Raw genomic sequence first — 16,772 nt, 5'->3', positions numbered from 1 at the left:
ATACCTAGAAAACGAATTGCTTTAACAGATAGATTTGACATAGAATTTCCTTTCTCTTTGAGGTGATTAATAAATCACACATCCTATTTTACTATTATATGAAAAAATGCATAGAATAGCAATAAAACAATTTGCGTTCATCTAACACATTTGGTTTTCTATTCCCTCGTCACTTCATAGTACGGAAGCAAGCGCGCATAAGCCTCTTCTAGCTTCTCCAATATCGCTTCTACTGACTGATTTGCAATGAAGGAAACATCTGCCTTAACCAAAACTTTACGGACTTCCTGACTTCTCACCTTCTCTCGTAAAGTACGACGATTTTCTTCATTAGCCTCCACCTTATGACTTTCTCCATTTGAGTAGACTAGATAATAAATTCCTTCTACCACTGGAAGTTCTAAAACCTTGGCTTGCTTGTCTAAAGTCTGCTCACCTTTCTTGCGCTCGATGAAACTGACTTCCAAAGAAATCCCAAAGTCAGCAGGTGTTCCATACAAACGAAGAGCCATCATAGGTTCTGTCACTTGTCCGTCTCTCTGTAGATAGGCCCAGAAATGCGGTCGCAAGCGTTGCGCTTGGTTCATCCACTGACTAGTCTGTTGCAGTTGCCATTCTGGATGACTAGCTTGAAAGGTTTTGGCCAATTCTGTAAAAGACTTCCGAGCCTCTTGACCTTTTTGCCGCAAGTCCAGCATCTTTTCTCTTTCATCGCCAGCTTTATCAGGATTACGATACTGGACTCCTGCAAATGATAGGTATTCTCTAACTGCTTTCAGCATATCTGAATCTTTCCTTTCCTAGCAAAAAATCAGGATAAACCTGATTTTACTTATTCTGTATCTACAACGACATAGCGATTTGGCTCATCACCCTCAGAGTAACTAGTCACGCCATCCATGCGTGAAATAATGCGATGGATAATCTTGCGTTCGCTATTTGACATTGGATCAGTTTGTTGGCTACGTCCTTCTTCTAAAACGCGAGTCGCCAATTTTTGAGCGTAGGTTTGCAAGACTTCTGCACGGTGCTCAACATAATCATTGACATTGATCGTGATGTAGAAGGTTCTTGAATAGCGATTGTAAAGGTAATTTTGCGCTAACAACTGAAGAGCTTTCAAGACCTTTCCGTGGTAGCCGATAATACGACCTGGTTCATTAGTGTCAATTTGAAGATTAATGGTGCGGCGATTGTAGTCGCTCGAAATCGTCCCTTCAACATCCATATCATCTACAATGGTTTGAACGTAGCTAGCTACTTCAGTTGCCACTTGTTCGATGTCATAACTTGGTTCTACTTTCAAGCCTAAATCTTCCAAAGACTGGCTTGTTGCTTCCTGCGTTTCAGTTTCTTTTTCTGGAGCAGATTCCACTTCCTCTGCAGTATCCTCTGGTTCCAATTCATTTAAAATTGAAATATGGCCTGTTTCTTCCAAAATCGTGCTGGCGTGCTTTTCATTTTTCAGAATTTCAGCCTTGACCTCTTCAGAAACACCTTGACCTTCTTCTTCAATCTTCTTAATCGCTTCAACTACATGCCCCAAATCAACAGTTGCTTCACTTACTGTTTTCACGGGTTCATTTTTTTCATTAACTTCTTTTGGAACCCCTTTAATGGCCTGCTGGTTGGCTTTGATTACTGTCGTTTCACTAATGGCTTCGATATCAACTTGAGCTGGCTTCTTACCAAACAAGCCTAAGAATCCTTTTTTCTCTTTCGAAACGACCTTGATGTGGGCCTTCATTCTTGGAATGTCTAATTCTTTCAATCCTTTTTGGATTGCTTCTTCAACCGTTGAACCTGTAAATAATACCATTACCAGATTCCTCCTTATTTTTTCTTTTTCTGTGCTTTTTTCAAAGCTCTTCTCTTCTTGCCTTCTAAATCTTTTTCTGCTTGCGCCACCGCTTCTCTTTCAGCAATGATCTTGAAAGGATTGTTCAAGAAATAGGTTTGCAGAACTTGGTAAGCATTGGATACGGCCCAGTACAAGGCTACACCACTTGGGGCGGAGATGGCAAAAACAAAGATCAATACAGGCATACCATACATCATCCCTGTCGTAGCTCCACTTTTTTCAGACAAAGCTTTATTTGATAACCAGCTACTCAAGAAGGTAAAGACTGCCGCCAAAATTGGAAGGACAAAACTTGTATCTACTCCTCCCAAATTAATCCATAAAAAGTGACCTGTTTTCAAAAAGTCTACTCGACTCAAGGCTTGAAAGAGCGCCAAGAGAACCGGCATTTGTATTAAAATCGGCCAGAGAGAGGATGAATGTTTAATCCCTAACTCTTTATAAACCTTACGCATCTCCTGGTCTAGCTTGGTTCTACTTTCCATATCACGACCCGGGTATTGCTCTCGCAAAGCCTTGATGCGCGGTTGAGCCTCTTGCATTTTTCTAGAGGCAACCATCTGTGTCTGAAAGACCGGCAATAAAATCGTCCGGATCAAAATCGTGAAGAGAATAATCCCCACTCCGATACTAATGTCAAAGGACAAAAAGCGGATAATTTCAGCAAAAAAATAGACGAATTTGCTCCAAAAGTCTGTCGAATCTGCCGTTATATCGCTAGCTGTACCATTTGTTGCACAGGCCGTCATGGTAAACAAGGACAGACCCAACAAACTAGTCAACTGTAGTTTCTTTTTCACTCCCATTTCCTTCCTGGTATATCTTTGATAACTTTAATACGTGGAGTAGATTTTTCTCCATCTCTGCATATTCCAAGGTTTCCACCCCTTTTCGAGCAATCACAACAAAATCGACATGATCTACCAGACTCCCCTTTGCATTTTGTATGATATGTCGGATTCGTCTCTTAATTTGATTTCTGGTAACTGCATTCCCCAGTTTTTTACTAACGGACAGTCCTACTCGAAAATGGTTTTGCTGGTTTTCCAATTGGTAGACAACAAATTTTCGATTGGCAAAACTTGTTCCTTCCTTGAAAATTGCCTTAAAATCTTTCTCTCTTTTTACACGAAAGTTTTTCTTCAAAACTCAACTCCATCTATTAAATTACTACTATTATACCATATTTTTTGAAAAAGCCAATAACAGCAAGGTTTTAGACATTTTCTACATAAAAAAAGCTGGAAAATCTCTTTTCCAACTTCTTTTCACAATCAAATTTTATGTGTATTTACTTATTTTTTCAAGCGCTCAACATCGCGTGCAATCACCAATTCTTCATCTGTTGGAATAACCAAGACACGGATTTTCGCTGCATCAGTTGAGATGTCTCCCGTTACGCCAAAGACGTTCTTTTCTGGATCCACATCACAACCAAACCAAGAGATACCTGAAATGACATCCTCACGAACCAAAGCAGCATTTTCACCGATTCCTGCTGTGAAGATAATAGCATCTGCCCCATTTAGGACTGCAAGGTATTGACCGATATGTTTTTGGATACGATCGACGTACATTTCATAGGCTAAAGTCGCATCATGGTCTCCTGCTTCCATGGCAGCAACCACATCACGCATATCGCTTGACTGACCAGAAACTCCCATGAGCCCTGATTCACGATTGAGAATGCGACTAATATCTTCAGGGGTATTGAAATCCTCTGTATATTGCATGAGATAAGGGATGATAGCAGGGTCAATATCTCCTGTACGAGTTCCCATCATCACACCGCCAAGTGGTGTGAATCCCATAGAAGTATCCACAGACTTACCACCCTTAACAGCTGTGATAGAAGCCCCGTTACCAATATGGCAGGTAATCAATTTCAAATCTTCTAGAGGACGACCCAAAAGTTTCGCTGCTTCTCCTGCGACAAACTGGTGGCTTGTCCCGTGGGCACCATATTTACGAACCTTGTTGTCTGTGTAGTATTTAGTTGGTAGAGGGTAGCGATAAGCCTTCTCTGGCATGCTTGTGTGGAATGAGGTATCAAATACGACAACACTGGTAATATCTGGAAGCAATTCCTTAAATGCGCGAATTCCAGCTGCGTTAGCTGGATTGTGAAGAGGAGCCAATAGTCCCAATTCCTCAACTTTTTCTAACACATCTCCCTCAACAACTGTTGATTCCTTGAAATATTCACCACCTGCAACGACGCGGTGGCCGACACCTGTAATCTCATCGTACCCTTTGATGATGTCAAAACGAATCAAGTCATCCAATAAAATTTTAACGGCTTGTGTATGGTCTTCAATATCAAGAATTTGTTGCTCCGAACGACCGTCAAATTTTACTGTTGAAATTGAATCTTTCAATCCAATACGTTCAATCAAGCCTTTAGCCAAAACTTTTTCCTCAGGCATTTGATAAAGTTGCCATTTCAAGCTTGAGCTTCCTGCATTGATTGCAATTGTTTTTGTCATAAGATGATACCTCTTTTTAAGCGTTTTCATCTATTATAACAAAATCTCTTTTATATTTCAGTACCTTTGCTCCAATTTTGAAAATTTTCTTTAAAGGTCAACAAAACTGACGGATCTTGCAAGCTAGTAAGAGGGTAGACAAAGGGTTCTATTTCCTTGTCTCTTTTCTTCTGTAAGACAAAAATACTTTTAGCTTGGCTTGCAGTTGAGAAAATATCCTCTGGCAGAGCGATGATAGCAGCCAGACTCACTTCGTCTTTGAGCCACCCTTTTAATAAGTCACTTTGAGGACTGGTCAATAAATCACTCGGAGCTAGAAAAATAGCATAGCCATCTGACTTAAGGTACTTGAGACCTTGCTCCATCAGCAAATGATGGGCATAGGTATGCTCTTGACTAGAAGCCACTTGATAGCGTGAAGCGATGGCATCATCTGGGTAATAGCCAACAGGTAAGTCGCTGATGACCACGTCGCTTTCTTTAAGCATTTGCGGACGAACGGCATCTCCTTGGACAAAACCAGCCTGCAAACCAATCACATCTGCCATACTGGCTGCCAAATCAATCAGCAAGTCATCCACTTCGATTCCCAAGTAATCTACTTTTTTAGCAAGAGAAGTCAAGAAAGTAGCCCCCAAAATCCCCATACCAGAACCTATTTCGAGGATGCTAATTTCCTCTTGTTCAAACAACTCTTCTACAACAAGTACCAAGAGGAGGGCAATGGCATCTGGTGTAAACTGGTGATTGGCCTGTAAAGGTTCCGTTTGTCCTGCCTTCATCAAGAGAAACTGGTAGGTCTTGAGCCACTCTTCCTTGCGAAGCGCTAAGCGTTTAAGGGCTTGATTGTTCTCCTTGACCTGCTCTAGTTCGGTCTCGCCATCCAAATAGATGCTGTTTTGCTCTACCAAGGCGTCATAAAAGTTGGTCGCCAAATCACTTTGAATGACTTGGACATTCTCTAGTAAATACGTATAAGCTTGTTCTATTTTTTCAAAATCCATATTCCTATCTTATCAAATTTCCCTCCTTTTTTCCATCTGAAGAGAAAAAATCACTGCTTTAGTCAGCGAGTGATTTTTGGGCTACTGTTAAAAAGAGTTCTGAATAATTTCCTTGAAACAATTCTTCGGCGCTATAGAGAATCTGACTATGCACAGATGAAAAAACCTGCTGAATTAACTTATTTTCCAGTTCAGCTAGATCAAAACCATGATGGTTGGTATCTGTCTTGACAAAATCGGCGATGAGAACTTGTCCATTCTCCCTAAGGTGATGGTAAAACATGGCAAGAGTTGAATCTAGATCAGGCATATGATGAAGAACCCGACTGACAACAATCAGGTCAAATTGCTGTTCCAAGGGATTTGCCAGTAAATCCTGCTCCAAAAACTGGATATTCTTGATGTCTTGTTGCTCTGCTTTCAAACGGGCTTGCTCCAGCATTTTCTCCGAGATGTCTACAAGGGTAACCGACTTGGCCTGCTTGGCTAGGGGCAAGGCTAATAGACCCGTCCCACCACCGAAATCCAATATTTCCTTGTCTGATAGAAGAGCAATCTGTTTTTCAACTACTTGACAAACCAAGTTTGCAAGAGAGATGTTTTGGGGCGAATCAAAAGTTTCTGCTTTGTGATTAAAATCATGTTTCATGCTTTTAGTTTAGCACAAAGTAGTTGAATTGACTAGGAATTATCTTTCTTTTCAGGCTTTCCTTCTGATTTTTTCTTCCCTGCTTGATTGCTTGAATCAGTCGCTACCTCTTCCTTTTTAGCTGTTTTCTTTTCTTGGGTTTTCAGCGGAGGAAAGAGAAATTCATAGTTGCCCTTATTCATACGAACACTTGTTGCAAAACCTGTTTTCGTATTTTGATACTTGACTTTTCCTAAGTTGAAGACTCGTTCCCCACTTTCTTGCTCAGCCTTATCTTTACTTCGCTTGGCCATGGCAAAAGCTGCCAACTTTTCTTTGTTTAGGGCAAAGTCTTTGTGATAGGCTACTTGCCGATTCAAATAAAACTGCAACAACAGACTAAAGATAGCTGCCATGGTGACTGCATATAAAAGAACGCCTGCCTTAACTTTTTGCTTTTTCCACACGATAGATGAACTCCCTTTCTAAGCCTTTTTGAAATTGGAAACGAAAGCGAACCAATTGATTTTCCTCTGTAATTTGAGCTGATTTGAGTCCATAAACCATAGGTTGGTAGCCCCGTCCGCTGGTATCGGTCTTCCGAAAATCATCCGATTTAGACTTCCCTATAGAGATATCCTTGCCATCCTGTTTCATGTAGAGGCGATTGCCTTCTACCTTTTCAAACTGCGAACGCTCTAACTCTGCCTCCAGCTGATCCACAAACAAGAGCCACTCCTTTTGCTCGCTTTGCTGCTGGTAACGAACTTCTGAAATGAGGAGCTGACTCATAGCTTGAAAAAGGAGCAAGCCTCCGCTAATGACGATAAGGGCAATCAGAGATTCTAAAAGAGTGAACGCTCTTACCTTACTGCTCTTTAAGGTCGAGTAACTTCTCTGAACCATGATAAACCTCCACTCCTTTTTCACTAGAAAACACCTGAATCTCCACTCCGTTTATGTTTACCTGATTTTGCCCCGTTTGCAGAGCCATCTTAGCCGCACGTAAGACTTCCTCTTTTTGCCAGATTTCTGCCTCTTCTTGTCTATTTTTCTGAATTTGTCCCAAAAGAAGGGTCGCAATGCTGGCAAAAACGGCTAGAGCAACTACCGCTTCTAGTAAAATCACTGCCTTAATTTTTTGTTTCCTTAATGCGTTTAATTTTTCCATTTCCTAGATATAATTGATAGCGAATCGCTCCTTTGCTAGTCTGAAATTCAACCTTAGCCAGGGACGAATTGCCCCCAGCTCGATCAAATATAATGCTTTGCCCTGAGGGTGCCTGAATTTCTTTAGGAACGGTCAACTTTTGACTGCCATTGCTGATCGTCTGCCCATCTAAGTTCAGACTGGTCTTTTGCTGACTAGCAACACTGCGTTTTTGCGTTTCCCGATAGAGTTCTTCAAACTCCATAAAGAAAACCTGCTCCTCTACCGCCGCAAAACTGGATTGAACAGAACCAGACAAGCCCAAGGCAAGGATACTCACAAGTCCCAAAACTAAGAGACTTTCCAGCATAGTAAAGGCCTTAATCTGCAACAGTTTGACTTGTTTTTTGTTTTGCATGGTAGTCTTTATAAGCTTTAGCTTGCTCAGCTGTGATACGACCGTCCGCTTGTAATTTGCTAAGGCTAGCATCTTCATTCTTGTCCAGACTATAGAGCTCTGCCTGACTTTCTACGACCTTGACAACAGCAGCTTTTCCTTTGTCATCTACGGCATCCTTTTGCTTGGTCAAATTAGGAACAAAGAGCAAGAGAAGAACGCTGATGATAAGCAAAACCACTAACATTTCTACCAAAGTGAAAGCTTTAACCTTGGACTTTTTTAAATTTGTCATGAGTTTTTTCATTTTAAAAATTTACCTCCATATTTTGATACATGGGCATAAGCATTGCCGCATAAAGTAAAACGATAATCAGGGCCACAAAGATAAAAACCAGTGGCTGCACCAGATTCATGGTACGATTAACTCGGGTAAAAAAGGCTTCCCAAGTTTTTTCAGCATAGATTTCCAACTCACTCCCAAGCTTGGACTTGACTTCCCCATACTCTATGATGAGACTCAACTCCTTCTTAAAGAAAGGATAGGTCGCTATGGTTTGAGAAAATTCCCGACCATTTTGCAGGGCTTGAGCCAGTTCTTGACCGATTTCTTTAAAGAGCTGAGAACCCTGTTCCTGCATGACCTGAAAAATCTGCGTCAGCTCCATTCCCTGTGAAATCATATTGCCCCATTCACGCGCATAATAGGCTGTCAGATAGGTCTGGACAAAGATTCCTATAAAGGGAACCCGTGCCAACATCGAGAAAACCCGCATCTTGGAACTTCTTTTGTAGAAAGTGAGGGCTAAAAGTAAAGATAGAGAGCAAATCAGCACTAGTCCCAGAAATATTTGTGGCAGATTGCCGATGATTTGAGTGGCAATATTGCTACTGTCCAGTTGGGGAAGTAGATAGTTTCTCAACCCCAGCATGATTAGCAGGAGAAATCCCAGCAAAATCAGGGGATAGGTCGCCACTTCGATTAACTTCTTCTTGACCTTGGACAAATTATCCAGATATTCTTCTATCTTTCCCAAACTCAGGTGGAGATTTCCATGCACTTCAGCTAGAGATAATTGGGTCACTATAGCACTTGAAAAGCCCAAGCTGTCCATCATCTCTGAGAAAGATTTCCCCTGAGACAATCCTTGGTGCATCTGGGCCACATAGTCCTTTTCCAGCAAAGCACTTCTGCCCAAGAAAGAAATAATTTCCACCAAATGAAAGCCACTGGAGAAGAGGTTGTTAAACAAGGTAATGATTTTCTTCTGCTTAGCTGTAGCTAATTTTTTCCGTTTCAGCCTGAAGACTTGTAATATGTCCATCTTTAAGAAGCTGATCAATCTGCTCATTCCAGCTAGTTGGCTGGTGTTCTTGATAGTCTTTGTTTGCAAAGTCAACGATTCCTCCTCCACCGATTAATCTCTGGTAGCAGACGCCTTGCAGAACAACTGCTAGTTCCTCCTCCGTCACACCCAACTCCAGAAGGCGTTCATAAACTCCTCGGATACTCTTGGCATGAATTGTTGAAAAGACTGTCGCACCTGTCAAACTAGCTCTGACCACTGCACGCGCCGTCTCGCTGTCACGAATTTCACCGATAATCAAGAGGTCAGGACGATGCCGAAGAGACAGTTTGATCAGATTTTCATAGGTCAATCCAATCGCCTCATTCAACTGCAACTGGAGCATGTCGTCCTGCTTAATTTCGACAGGATCTTCAATGGACATAACCTGCTGTCCCTTAAACAGAGACTTGGCTAATTCGTGCATCAAGGTCGTTTTGCCACTTCCAACTGGACCCGCAAAAAGGTAGAGACCCCGTTGCCTGTACTGCTCACCCAGTTCGTTCATATCCTGAAACCAGAAATGCAGGTCCTGCTCCTCATCGTGCAACAAACGAATGACCAAACTCTCATGTCCCCGATAATCTCCCACGGTAGACAAACGCAGAGAAGACACCTTCTCCCCATGCTGATAGTCGCAAGAGCCCAGCTGACTACGTCTCTTCTCTCCTACGTTCATACCCGCCACAAACTTAAAATGACTAATCACAGCAGCTAAAACATCAAACTCATAGGAGTCAACGAGACACCGCTCGTCTCCAACCCGCATGTGAAGCTCGTAGGACTTTTCCTTGGGAATGAAATAGATATCCTGAGCCTTCTTTTCTTTCGCAGTAGCAATAATTTTCTGTGCAATTTCTTGTACCATATCGCCCTCCTTATCTAACTATTCGCAAAAAATTGAAAAAAATAAAAAGCAACTTAAAAAGTTACTTTTTATCTCCATTTCATACGGCAAGAACGGTGTTTTTCTTGGCCTGTTTATTTTTCGTAGCCTGGACGTAGCTTTTCATCGGGGATGACTTGCTCATCCTGTAAAAGTGCCAAAGAATGGTACTGCTGCAAATACTCATCACACTCATCACACCAGCGTTTATCAGCAGGATCCCAAAAGATAGTCATCAAATCACTCCGACTCTCATAAAGAGGGTTCTTCTTTTCCAGCTCAAACCAGCATGATTTATAATATTTTAGAGCATCATAATACCTGTCAAAAGATTGACTCATGATGACATCTTCTTCCCAACCTTCTATGAACCACCACGGTTCAAAATCCCCATACATTTCTATAACACGATACATTCTTACTACTTCCTTTGTATCGTATATTATATCTAATTTTTTATTACAAGAAAAGAATTTTGCTTGCCTTTCCCTTTAGGAAGACTTCTTTAAATACCTTTTCAGCCTATCATAAAAATAGGAGTCCTTTATTGACCCCTATTTTTATCTTCTTAGGCTTGATAACGTTTCACACCATCTAGGTAGGTTGCTACCAATTCCAAATCTTTATCTAGTACGATAAAGTCAGCGTCGTAGCCTTCACGGATTTGACCACAGACATCATCGATGTGAACAGATTTTGCTGGGTTGAGGCTGGCCATCATGACTGCTTCATGCGGGTTCGCAATGCCCCATTCGACCACATTCTTCAAACCATCTTTGAGTTTGAGGATAGAACCTGCCAAATTGCCTGTAGATTTGAGGCGAGCAGTTCCATTAGCAACAACTACTGGGAATTCTCCCAACATGTAGTCGCCGTCTTCCAAGCCACCAGCTGTCATACAGTCTGTGATAAGAGCGATATTTTCAGTTCCTTTTTGTTTGAGCAAAATATCACAAGCCTTTGGATCCACATGGTGACCGTCACAAATCAATTCTGCGTAAGTATGTGGCAACTCATACATGGCTCCCACCATACCGAGCTCACGGTGAGTCAACCCACGCATTCCATTGTAGGCATGTACCCAAACACTCGCTCCAGCATCGACTGCTTTTTTAGCTTCATCAAAAGTCGCATTGGAGTGTCCAAGAGCAACAGTCACTCCCTCACCCGTAATTGTACGAACAAAGTCTTCTACACCTTCACGCTCTGGCGCAAGGGCAATTTTATTGAGCAGGCCATTAGCTGCTTTTTGCCAAGCACGAAACTCATCCATACGGGGGTCTTTCATATAGGCAGGGTTTTGGGCTCCTTTGTATTTCTCTGTAAAATAAGGGCCTTCAAAATAGATTCCACGAATCTTGGCTCCACTTGCTTCCTGGTAACGAGCGCCGATATTTTCAGTTACCGCAAGCAACTGCTCGTAAGAGGAAGTCAACGTCGTTGGCAAGAAGCTGGTAACACCCGTGCTAAGCAAGCCTTCACTCATGGTATGAAGGGTTCCTTCGATGTTATTGTCCATGACATCGACACCACCAAATCCATGAATATGGGTATCCACAAGTCCTGGGGCAATGCTATAACCGGTATAGTCAATCACCTCAGCTCCTTCAGGAATCTGTTCTACATGTTTACCAAACTTGCCATCCACAAGTTCCAAGTAACCGCCACGACGAACTCCGTGTGGGTAGAAAAACTGATCCGCTTTAATATAATTAGGCATAATGATAACCTCCTTGATAGATTGATTCTAGAATTTATTATGTCAATTACATTATAAACCTTTCTTTTTCATTTGTAAATGGTATAGACCTATTTTTCGTGGATATTTTAAAAGAGCTGGATTTCTCCAACTCTTTAATTTTATTTTGATTTTACAGGCAGTTCTTGAGCAGCCTTAACAGCAGCTGCAATCGTTTCTGCGTAAAGTTTAGCACCTTCTTCAATCATGTTGCTATCATTTCCAAAGTGGACTTGGTCGGTTCCAGCCCAGATTTCAGGGTGTTCCTTAGCGACCTTATTCCAGTCAGCGATGCTCACGTAAGGATTCTTTTCAGCTAATTCTCGTGCATAAGCCGCATACTGCTCCACTGATGTGTAAGTGTCCTTACTCTTATCTCCCTCATAAGGTGTCACCAGTATCAGATGGTGTCCTTTCGGTAGGTTGTTCACGATGCTGTCCAAATCACTCTTATATCCTTCAGGATTGTTGACTCCCGTTGCAATGACGACTGTTTTTAGCAGCGCCTTGTTCTGACTGTTATTGAGCATGATGTCATTGGCTTGCTTGGTCGTTCGACTAACCTGGGCATTGATATTCGCTTCAGGAAGTGCCTCTTGTAAAGCTGTATTGGCACGCAAGGCTACCGAATCACCTATTAGGCTTGTTCCCTCAGAAATTCCTAGACGACTCAATTCGGCTTGTTCAGCAAGAGTCTTTGTTTGTCCTATATTGGTTTGCGCTTGTTTAAAACCATTGACCATCAAGTCTGTTTCAAAGGCTCCAACTTGAGGAGCCACAGCTATGATAATCAAGCTAATCAAGGTAAGAATGCCAGCAGCACCAGCACTAATTGGTTTAATATGAGGCAATCGACTAATCTTCCGTATTAAAGGATTGGATTTACCGGCAATCAACGGCTCAATAATATAGAAGGATAGGATAGCAAAGAAATAAGAAAAGATGATTGTCAGAATAACAGCAGGCAGCTTACTCATCAGCTGAGAAAAGATAATATAAAAAGGCCAGTGGAAGAGATAAACCGCGTAGCTGGTATCCGCTAAAAATGTAATGATCCGAGGTTCTTGTATCTCAGGCGTTTTCTCATGCAAGACACGCGCAGCAAAAATCATGGTCACTGCCGCTAAACTTGCTAGCAAGAAGCCAAATAAGTAAGCAAATAGGTAGGTGAACTTGACAAAGAAAGTCAAGAGTACTAACACCAAAAGCCCCGCAGCAAACACCAGTAGATTTTGACGAAGGTCCCACATCCGGTCAAACTGCTTGACTAAATCGCTCGTCTGACGAACCCCCACAACTGTCGCCAAAATGCTTCCTAAAAAGAAAGGATAGACATGGGTCAGACTTGAAAAGTAGACAGATGAATAGGAACTCGCCATTAGACTACCAATAAACATGGAGAAAAAGCTAATGATAAAAGCTCCAGCAGAAAGAAGAAAGACCATTCCTCTCAATTGACTACTAGATTTTGAACGTTTCGATAAGAACCAAACCGCTAAGCTCCAAAGGATATAGTAGTGAACCTCAACAGCTAGACTCCAGTTGTGAACAAAGAGATGCGGAATGAACTGGGATTCATAACTTCCCCCTGTTAACATTTCGTAGAAGTTGGTCATAAAACCGAGAACTCCAGCTATCTGGCCACCAATTCCAGCAACATAGTCTTGACGAACCAAGAAAGTAAAAGGCATGGTCACCAAAACCATCAGCACCACAGGTGGCACGATGCGGTAAAACCGTCTCTTAAAAAAGCCCAGTAAATCAATCTGGCGTGCCTTCCCAAATTCTTCTAAAAGGAGGGAGGTGATCAAAAATCCTGAAAAAGTGAAAAAGACATCTACCCCAAAGAATCCTCCAGGAAAGATTGTTTGAAAGAAGTGGTACAAAAGCACCAAAAGTAAACCTGTAATCCTAATCAAGGAAAACCATTTAATACGCATACGAGTCTATTCTCCATTAAATTAGGAAGCAAAACACCACCTAATTTCCATTCCATTATACTCCCTATTCTATCAAAAAAATAGGAAAAATCCTAAGAGAAAACTTAGGATTTTGGCATTCTATTTTTACACTTTAGAAATTGCGCCCTGACTTGTTGTAGCCATATTTTTCTACAAAATACTCACGAAATTCCAAGAGATTGTCATCCATGATGGCTTGACGCACTTGCTTCATCAGATTGAGTAAGAAGTAGAGATTGTGGTAGCTAGTCAAGCGGATACCGAAGGTTTCATCAGCCTTGAGCAAATGACGAAGGTAGGCGCGTGTGTAGTTCTTACATGTGTAGCAATCACACTCATGATCCAGTGGCGTAAAGTCTTCAGCGAATTGGGCATTTTTGACAACCAAACGACCTTGACTGGTCATACAAGTTCCGTTACGAGCGATACGAGTCGGTAAGACACAGTCAAACATATCCACACCACGAATGACCCCATCGATCAAGCTGTCTGGCGCTCCGACACCCATCAAATAGCGAGGTTTGTTTTCAGGTAGCAGTTGAGTTGTGAAGTCCAAGACTGCATTCATTTCTTCGTGCGTTTCTCCCACTGCCAAACCACCGATAGAGTAGCCTGGGAAATCCATGCTGACAAGGTCATGAGCTGACTGACGGCGAAGATCTTCAAAGCCTGCTCCCTGTACAATTCCAAACAAACCTTGGTCATGCGGACGACGATGAGCCTTCAAACCACGCTCAGCCCAACGACTGGTACGCTCGATGGATTTCTTAACGTAATCATAGGGTTGGTAAAACTGAGGACATTCGTCAAAGGACATCATGATGTCTGAACCCAGATTATTCTGAATAGAGATGGCTTTTTCTGGGGATAGGAACATCTTGGAGCCATTGAGATGGTTTTTAAAGGTTACGCCTTCTTCGGTGATATTACGGCTATCTGCTAGGGAATAAACCTGGAAACCACCACTATCCGTCAAGATTGGTTGGTCCCAGTTCATAAATTTGTGGAGACCACCTGCGCGTGCGATGAGTTCATCTCCAGGACGAAGCCAGAGATGATAGGTATTGGACAGGATAATTCCTGATCCCATCTCCTTCAACTCCTCTGGCGACTGGGTCTTAACAGTAGCTTGAGTCCCAACTGGCATAAACATAGGCGTTGGAAATGTGCCATGAGGAGTGATGATTTCTCCAAGACGAGCTCCCGTGTGTTTTTCTTTCTTAATCAAACGGTATTTGATTGGTGAATCTGACATTTTCTACCTCCGAAGCTGGGAAAGACAGTCCCAGTTCATACTTTATGCCCAAAGGCATACTGTATGATTTTATCAAAAAAACCAGGAACTGTCACGAACTATGGTATAATGAGAGAATGAAATACCCAAAAATTGATTTAAAAACCATTCGTCTGCAGACGAGGCAATTTCAGGCTGAAAATCCCCGCCTCTTTCTCGTCTATCTCTTACCTAGTATACTGGTCATCTTATCAGGCTTTCTCAACCCCTTGGCTCGTCTCCAAGAAAGTGTTTTAGAGCAATCCTTTTTGGGCATGCTGGCACAAGTGCTCCAAGCCTATCTCTTCCCGTTAGTGGTTTCTTTTGTGAGCACGATTTTTCTAGCAGGTGCTGCCTTTGCGACACTCCGACTCCTCAAGGATCCTGATACAGAACTCTCAGTAAAATCAAGCCTGGCCCTCTTTGCTGCAGAGCGCTTCTCGCAAACCTTCCTCACTCTGCTCCTCAAACGTTTCTACCTCTTTTTATGGAGCATTCCAAACTTAGTAGGCGTTTATTTTCTCTTTTATAGCAATCTCTTAGCTCGGAGATTTGTCGCCCTACATCCTGAATTTCCAAAATTAGACCTCTCATCCGTTGAAACAGAGCAGTTCCTTATGACCTTTGGCCTCTACTTTTTCGCGAGTCTCATCTCGATGATTGTAGGGAACATCCTATATATTCCGCAACATTATGCCTACTCGCAGGTAGAATTCCTCCTCTGCGATACTCTAGATTTAGGACAGGCTAAACCCCGTCAAATCCTGAAAACTAGCCGTTTCTTGATGAAAGGTTACAAATTCCAGCGCTTTGTCCTCGACCTACAACTACTCCCTTGGTACTTCCTCAACTGGATCACCTTTGGAATTGCTAGCTTTTCACTCCTTCCCTATATCCAAAACAATCACATCTTCTTTTACAGAGCCCTACTAGCCCGTAAACGTCGAAATGGATAAGAGTCTACAAAAACCAGCGTCGTTCAGGACGCTGGTTTTCTTATTTCAAAAGTAACATACTCAGCAGAGTCAAAATAGCAGGCCCACCTTGCTTCAGAATAATCTTCTTGTCTGCTGTCAGAGAACCGTAGGTCGCTGCACCAAGCACAAATAAAACAAAGATGGTCACAATTTCCAAGTTTTGCGAAAAATAAATCCCGTACAAAAGAAAGGCCCCTATCAAAGCATTATAAATTCCTTGATTTTTAAATAATGAACTCACTGAAGGACGAGCCAGTTCTTCCTTATCCACATTAAATACTCGACTAGTAGTATCTGATTGCGTAGCCACACTTTCCAAATAAAAAATGTAAAAATGCTCCAAGGCAACGATAGTTGCTAAAATAATTGTAAAAACAGACATATTCTTCTCCTTAAATTTCTATCTCTTCTAAGCCAGATACCAACTTTTCTAACAAGCGACTTAACTCTTCTCGCTCTCCTTTTGTAAGCACACTCTCCATCTGATTTTTTACGTTTATATGTTGTTGAGGAGAGTTGGTTACTAGTTGTTCTCTCGCAAAGTCTGTGACTTCCACCAAAACCTCCCTCTGGTTTTCAGGATTCCGGCGTCGATTAACCAAACCTCCCTTTTCCAAAATTTTAAAGTGCCGTGTCAAGGCAGCCTGATCAATCTTCAAACGCTCCTGAACCGCTATTTGATTACACGGAGACTGATCGATTAAGAAACTTAAGATTTGATAACGAGTCAGACTAATTCCCAATTGGCGTTCAAATAGTTGTGTCATAGACTGATCTGCTAATCGTAGTTGATACAGTAAATCATGGATTGCTACCATAAATCTTTCTCCTTTAAAGTTGATTTATCAACGATTGACTTATCAAGTATAATGTAATCCAAAAAATAAATCAAGTAATATGCTTACATTCTCTTGAAATATTGCTCACTTCCTCATATTTATCCCTTTTATCCTGAAGAAATGACACACAAAAAAGAAGCGGGAACTTAATCAGTTCCCAACTTCCATTTTAATGAGGCTCTATAATATCTGTAGTGGGTAAAAACCACTATGGAAATTATGGAGC

At 41.8% G+C, this 16,772-nt stretch carries 21 protein-coding genes; 1 reads left to right on the top strand and 20 read right to left on the bottom strand.

The genetic code is table 11. The annotated features are described in order from the left end of the window. Positions 1-158: 158 nt before the first annotated feature. The 18 genes from Q4A91_RS08005 to tgt form a co-directional block, all read right to left on the bottom strand. A complete protein-coding gene (locus Q4A91_RS08005) occupies positions 159-782 on the bottom strand; it encodes an HI_0552 family protein (RefSeq protein WP_303212550.1) in 624 nt (207 codons plus the stop codon). Between the two features lie 50 nt (positions 783-832). Continuing rightward, positions 833-1,819, bottom strand: coding sequence for an RNA-binding cell elongation regulator Jag/EloR (jag, locus tag Q4A91_RS08000; protein WP_303212549.1), 987 nt, complete (start codon positions 1,817-1,819; stop codon positions 833-835). Between the two features lie 14 nt (positions 1,820-1,833). Next, positions 1,834-2,661: a membrane protein insertase YidC gene (locus Q4A91_RS07995; RefSeq protein WP_195595069.1), complete on the bottom strand. Its 828-nt coding sequence runs from the start codon at positions 2,659-2,661 to the stop codon at positions 1,834-1,836. Then, positions 2,636-3,007 carry a ribonuclease P protein component gene (gene rnpA / locus Q4A91_RS07990; protein WP_000739254.1) on the bottom strand — a complete coding sequence of 124 codons (372 nt, stop codon included), beginning with the start codon at positions 3,005-3,007 and terminating at the stop codon, positions 2,636-2,638. The genes Q4A91_RS07995 and rnpA overlap by 26 nt, the downstream gene beginning before the upstream one ends. Before the next feature lie 149 nt (positions 3,008-3,156). Further along, on the bottom strand, positions 3,157-4,347 hold the full coding sequence (locus Q4A91_RS07985; protein WP_303212548.1) for an acetate kinase: 1,191 nt from the start codon (positions 4,345-4,347) through the stop codon (positions 3,157-3,159). Between the two features lie 50 nt (positions 4,348-4,397). After that, a complete protein-coding gene (locus Q4A91_RS07980) occupies positions 4,398-5,351 on the bottom strand; it encodes a class I SAM-dependent methyltransferase (protein WP_303212547.1) in 954 nt (317 codons plus the stop codon). A 58-nt stretch (positions 5,352-5,409) separates the two neighbouring features. Then, positions 5,410-6,000: a class I SAM-dependent methyltransferase gene (locus Q4A91_RS07975; protein WP_303212546.1), complete on the bottom strand. Its 591-nt coding sequence runs from the start codon at positions 5,998-6,000 to the stop codon at positions 5,410-5,412. A gap of 32 nt (positions 6,001-6,032) precedes the next feature. Next, the gene (gene comGG / locus Q4A91_RS07970; RefSeq protein WP_303212545.1) at positions 6,033-6,446 is read right to left on the bottom strand and encodes a competence type IV pilus minor pilin ComGG; all 414 of its coding nucleotides are present in this window, start codon (positions 6,444-6,446) and stop codon (positions 6,033-6,035) included. Beyond that, positions 6,424-6,885 carry a competence type IV pilus minor pilin ComGF gene (gene comGF / locus Q4A91_RS07965; RefSeq protein ID WP_254736625.1) on the bottom strand — a complete coding sequence of 154 codons (462 nt, stop codon included), beginning with the start codon at positions 6,883-6,885 and terminating at the stop codon, positions 6,424-6,426. Before comGF ends, comGG begins: the two co-directional genes overlap by 23 nt. Next, positions 6,848-7,150: a competence type IV pilus minor pilin ComGE gene (gene comGE / locus Q4A91_RS07960; protein ID WP_303212544.1), complete on the bottom strand. Its 303-nt coding sequence runs from the start codon at positions 7,148-7,150 to the stop codon at positions 6,848-6,850. Before comGE ends, comGF begins: the two co-directional genes overlap by 38 nt. Continuing rightward, positions 7,113-7,547, bottom strand: coding sequence for a competence type IV pilus minor pilin ComGD (comGD, locus tag Q4A91_RS07955; RefSeq protein WP_303212543.1), 435 nt, complete (start codon positions 7,545-7,547; stop codon positions 7,113-7,115). Before comGD ends, comGE begins: the two co-directional genes overlap by 38 nt. Then, positions 7,510-7,833, bottom strand: a complete 324-nt coding sequence (gene comGC / locus Q4A91_RS07950) for a competence type IV pilus major pilin ComGC (RefSeq protein ID WP_303212542.1) — start codon at positions 7,831-7,833, stop codon at positions 7,510-7,512. Before comGC ends, comGD begins: the two co-directional genes overlap by 38 nt. Position 7,834: 1 nt before the next feature. Continuing rightward, positions 7,835-8,851 carry a competence type IV pilus assembly protein ComGB gene (gene comGB, locus Q4A91_RS07945; RefSeq protein ID WP_303212551.1) on the bottom strand — a complete coding sequence of 339 codons (1,017 nt, stop codon included), beginning with the start codon at positions 8,849-8,851 and terminating at the stop codon, positions 7,835-7,837. Beyond that, positions 8,799-9,740 (bottom strand): competence type IV pilus ATPase ComGA, encoded by a 942-nt coding sequence (gene comGA, locus Q4A91_RS07940; protein ID WP_096753791.1) that lies wholly within the window; start codon positions 9,738-9,740, stop codon positions 8,799-8,801. The genes comGB and comGA overlap by 53 nt, the downstream gene beginning before the upstream one ends. Before the next feature lie 113 nt (positions 9,741-9,853). Beyond that, entirely contained in the window at positions 9,854-10,174 is a 321-nt protein-coding gene (locus tag Q4A91_RS07935; protein WP_303212541.1) for a DUF1033 family protein, read from the bottom strand. Between the two features lie 152 nt (positions 10,175-10,326). Then, the gene (gene nagA / locus Q4A91_RS07930; protein WP_001134442.1) at positions 10,327-11,478 is read right to left on the bottom strand and encodes an N-acetylglucosamine-6-phosphate deacetylase; all 1,152 of its coding nucleotides are present in this window, start codon (positions 11,476-11,478) and stop codon (positions 10,327-10,329) included. 140 nt (positions 11,479-11,618) lie between these two features. After that, positions 11,619-13,436 (bottom strand): acyltransferase family protein, encoded by a 1,818-nt coding sequence (locus Q4A91_RS07925; RefSeq protein WP_303212540.1) that lies wholly within the window; start codon positions 13,434-13,436, stop codon positions 11,619-11,621. A 133-nt stretch (positions 13,437-13,569) separates the two neighbouring features. Then, the gene (gene tgt, locus Q4A91_RS07920; RefSeq protein ID WP_303212539.1) at positions 13,570-14,712 is read right to left on the bottom strand and encodes a tRNA guanosine(34) transglycosylase Tgt; all 1,143 of its coding nucleotides are present in this window, start codon (positions 14,710-14,712) and stop codon (positions 13,570-13,572) included. 116 nt (positions 14,713-14,828) lie between these two features. On the opposite strand from tgt, the gene Q4A91_RS07915 reads away from it, so the two are divergent. Beyond that, entirely contained in the window at positions 14,829-15,686 is an 858-nt protein-coding gene (locus Q4A91_RS07915; RefSeq protein ID WP_303212538.1) for a DUF975 family protein, read from the top strand. Positions 15,687-15,726: 40 nt separating this feature from the next. On the opposite strand, the gene Q4A91_RS07910 is transcribed toward Q4A91_RS07915, so the two are convergent. Together Q4A91_RS07910 and Q4A91_RS07905 are read right to left on the bottom strand one after the other, a co-directional pair. Further along, positions 15,727-16,089, bottom strand: coding sequence for a DUF1304 domain-containing protein (locus Q4A91_RS07910; protein ID WP_303212537.1), 363 nt, complete (start codon positions 16,087-16,089; stop codon positions 15,727-15,729). Between the two features lie 10 nt (positions 16,090-16,099). Then, positions 16,100-16,525 carry a MarR family winged helix-turn-helix transcriptional regulator gene (locus Q4A91_RS07905; RefSeq protein ID WP_303212536.1) on the bottom strand — a complete coding sequence of 142 codons (426 nt, stop codon included), beginning with the start codon at positions 16,523-16,525 and terminating at the stop codon, positions 16,100-16,102. Between the last annotated feature and the right edge of the window lie 247 nt (positions 16,526-16,772).

Source organism: Streptococcus sp., from assembly GCF_030528045.1.
Lineage (GTDB): Bacteria > Bacillota > Bacilli > Lactobacillales > Streptococcaceae > Streptococcus.
Note: the sequence above shows the minus strand (reverse complement) of the source record. Positions and strands in the feature narration are given on the sequence as shown.

Coding starts and splice junctions, on each gene's coding strand:
- Q4A91_RS08005 (WP_303212550.1), bottom strand. CDS start 782: ATGCTGAAAGCAGTTAGAGAATACCTATCATTTGCAGGAGTCCAGTAT.
- jag (WP_303212549.1), bottom strand. CDS start 1,819: ATGGTATTATTTACAGGTTCAACGGTTGAAGAAGCAATCCAAAAAGGA.
- Q4A91_RS07985 (WP_303212548.1), bottom strand. CDS start 4,347: ATGACAAAAACAATTGCAATCAATGCAGGAAGCTCAAGCTTGAAATGG.
- Q4A91_RS07980 (WP_303212547.1), bottom strand. CDS start 5,351: ATGGATTTTGAAAAAATAGAACAAGCTTATACGTATTTACTAGAGAAT.
- Q4A91_RS07975 (WP_303212546.1), bottom strand. CDS start 6,000: ATGAAACATGATTTTAATCACAAAGCAGAAACTTTTGATTCGCCCCAA.
- comGF (WP_254736625.1), bottom strand. CDS start 6,885: ATGGTTCAGAGAAGTTACTCGACCTTAAAGAGCAGTAAGGTAAGAGCG.
- comGE (WP_303212544.1), bottom strand. CDS start 7,150: ATGGAAAAATTAAACGCATTAAGGAAACAAAAAATTAAGGCAGTGATT.
- comGD (WP_303212543.1), bottom strand. CDS start 7,547: ATGCAAAACAAAAAACAAGTCAAACTGTTGCAGATTAAGGCCTTTACT.
- comGC (WP_303212542.1), bottom strand. CDS start 7,833: ATGAAAAAACTCATGACAAATTTAAAAAAGTCCAAGGTTAAAGCTTTC.
- comGB (WP_303212551.1), bottom strand. CDS start 8,851: ATGGACATATTACAAGTCTTCAGGCTGAAACGGAAAAAATTAGCTACA.
- comGA (WP_096753791.1), bottom strand. CDS start 9,740: ATGGTACAAGAAATTGCACAGAAAATTATTGCTACTGCGAAAGAAAAG.
- Q4A91_RS07935 (WP_303212541.1), bottom strand. CDS start 10,174: ATGTATCGTGTTATAGAAATGTATGGGGATTTTGAACCGTGGTGGTTC.
- nagA (WP_001134442.1), bottom strand. CDS start 11,478: ATGCCTAATTATATTAAAGCGGATCAGTTTTTCTACCCACACGGAGTT.
- Q4A91_RS07925 (WP_303212540.1), bottom strand. CDS start 13,436: ATGCGTATTAAATGGTTTTCCTTGATTAGGATTACAGGTTTACTTTTG.
- tgt (WP_303212539.1), bottom strand. CDS start 14,712: ATGTCAGATTCACCAATCAAATACCGTTTGATTAAGAAAGAAAAACAC.
- Q4A91_RS07915 (WP_303212538.1), top strand. CDS start 14,829: ATGAAATACCCAAAAATTGATTTAAAAACCATTCGTCTGCAGACGAGG.
- Q4A91_RS07910 (WP_303212537.1), bottom strand. CDS start 16,089: ATGTCTGTTTTTACAATTATTTTAGCAACTATCGTTGCCTTGGAGCAT.
- Q4A91_RS07905 (WP_303212536.1), bottom strand. CDS start 16,525: ATGGTAGCAATCCATGATTTACTGTATCAACTACGATTAGCAGATCAG.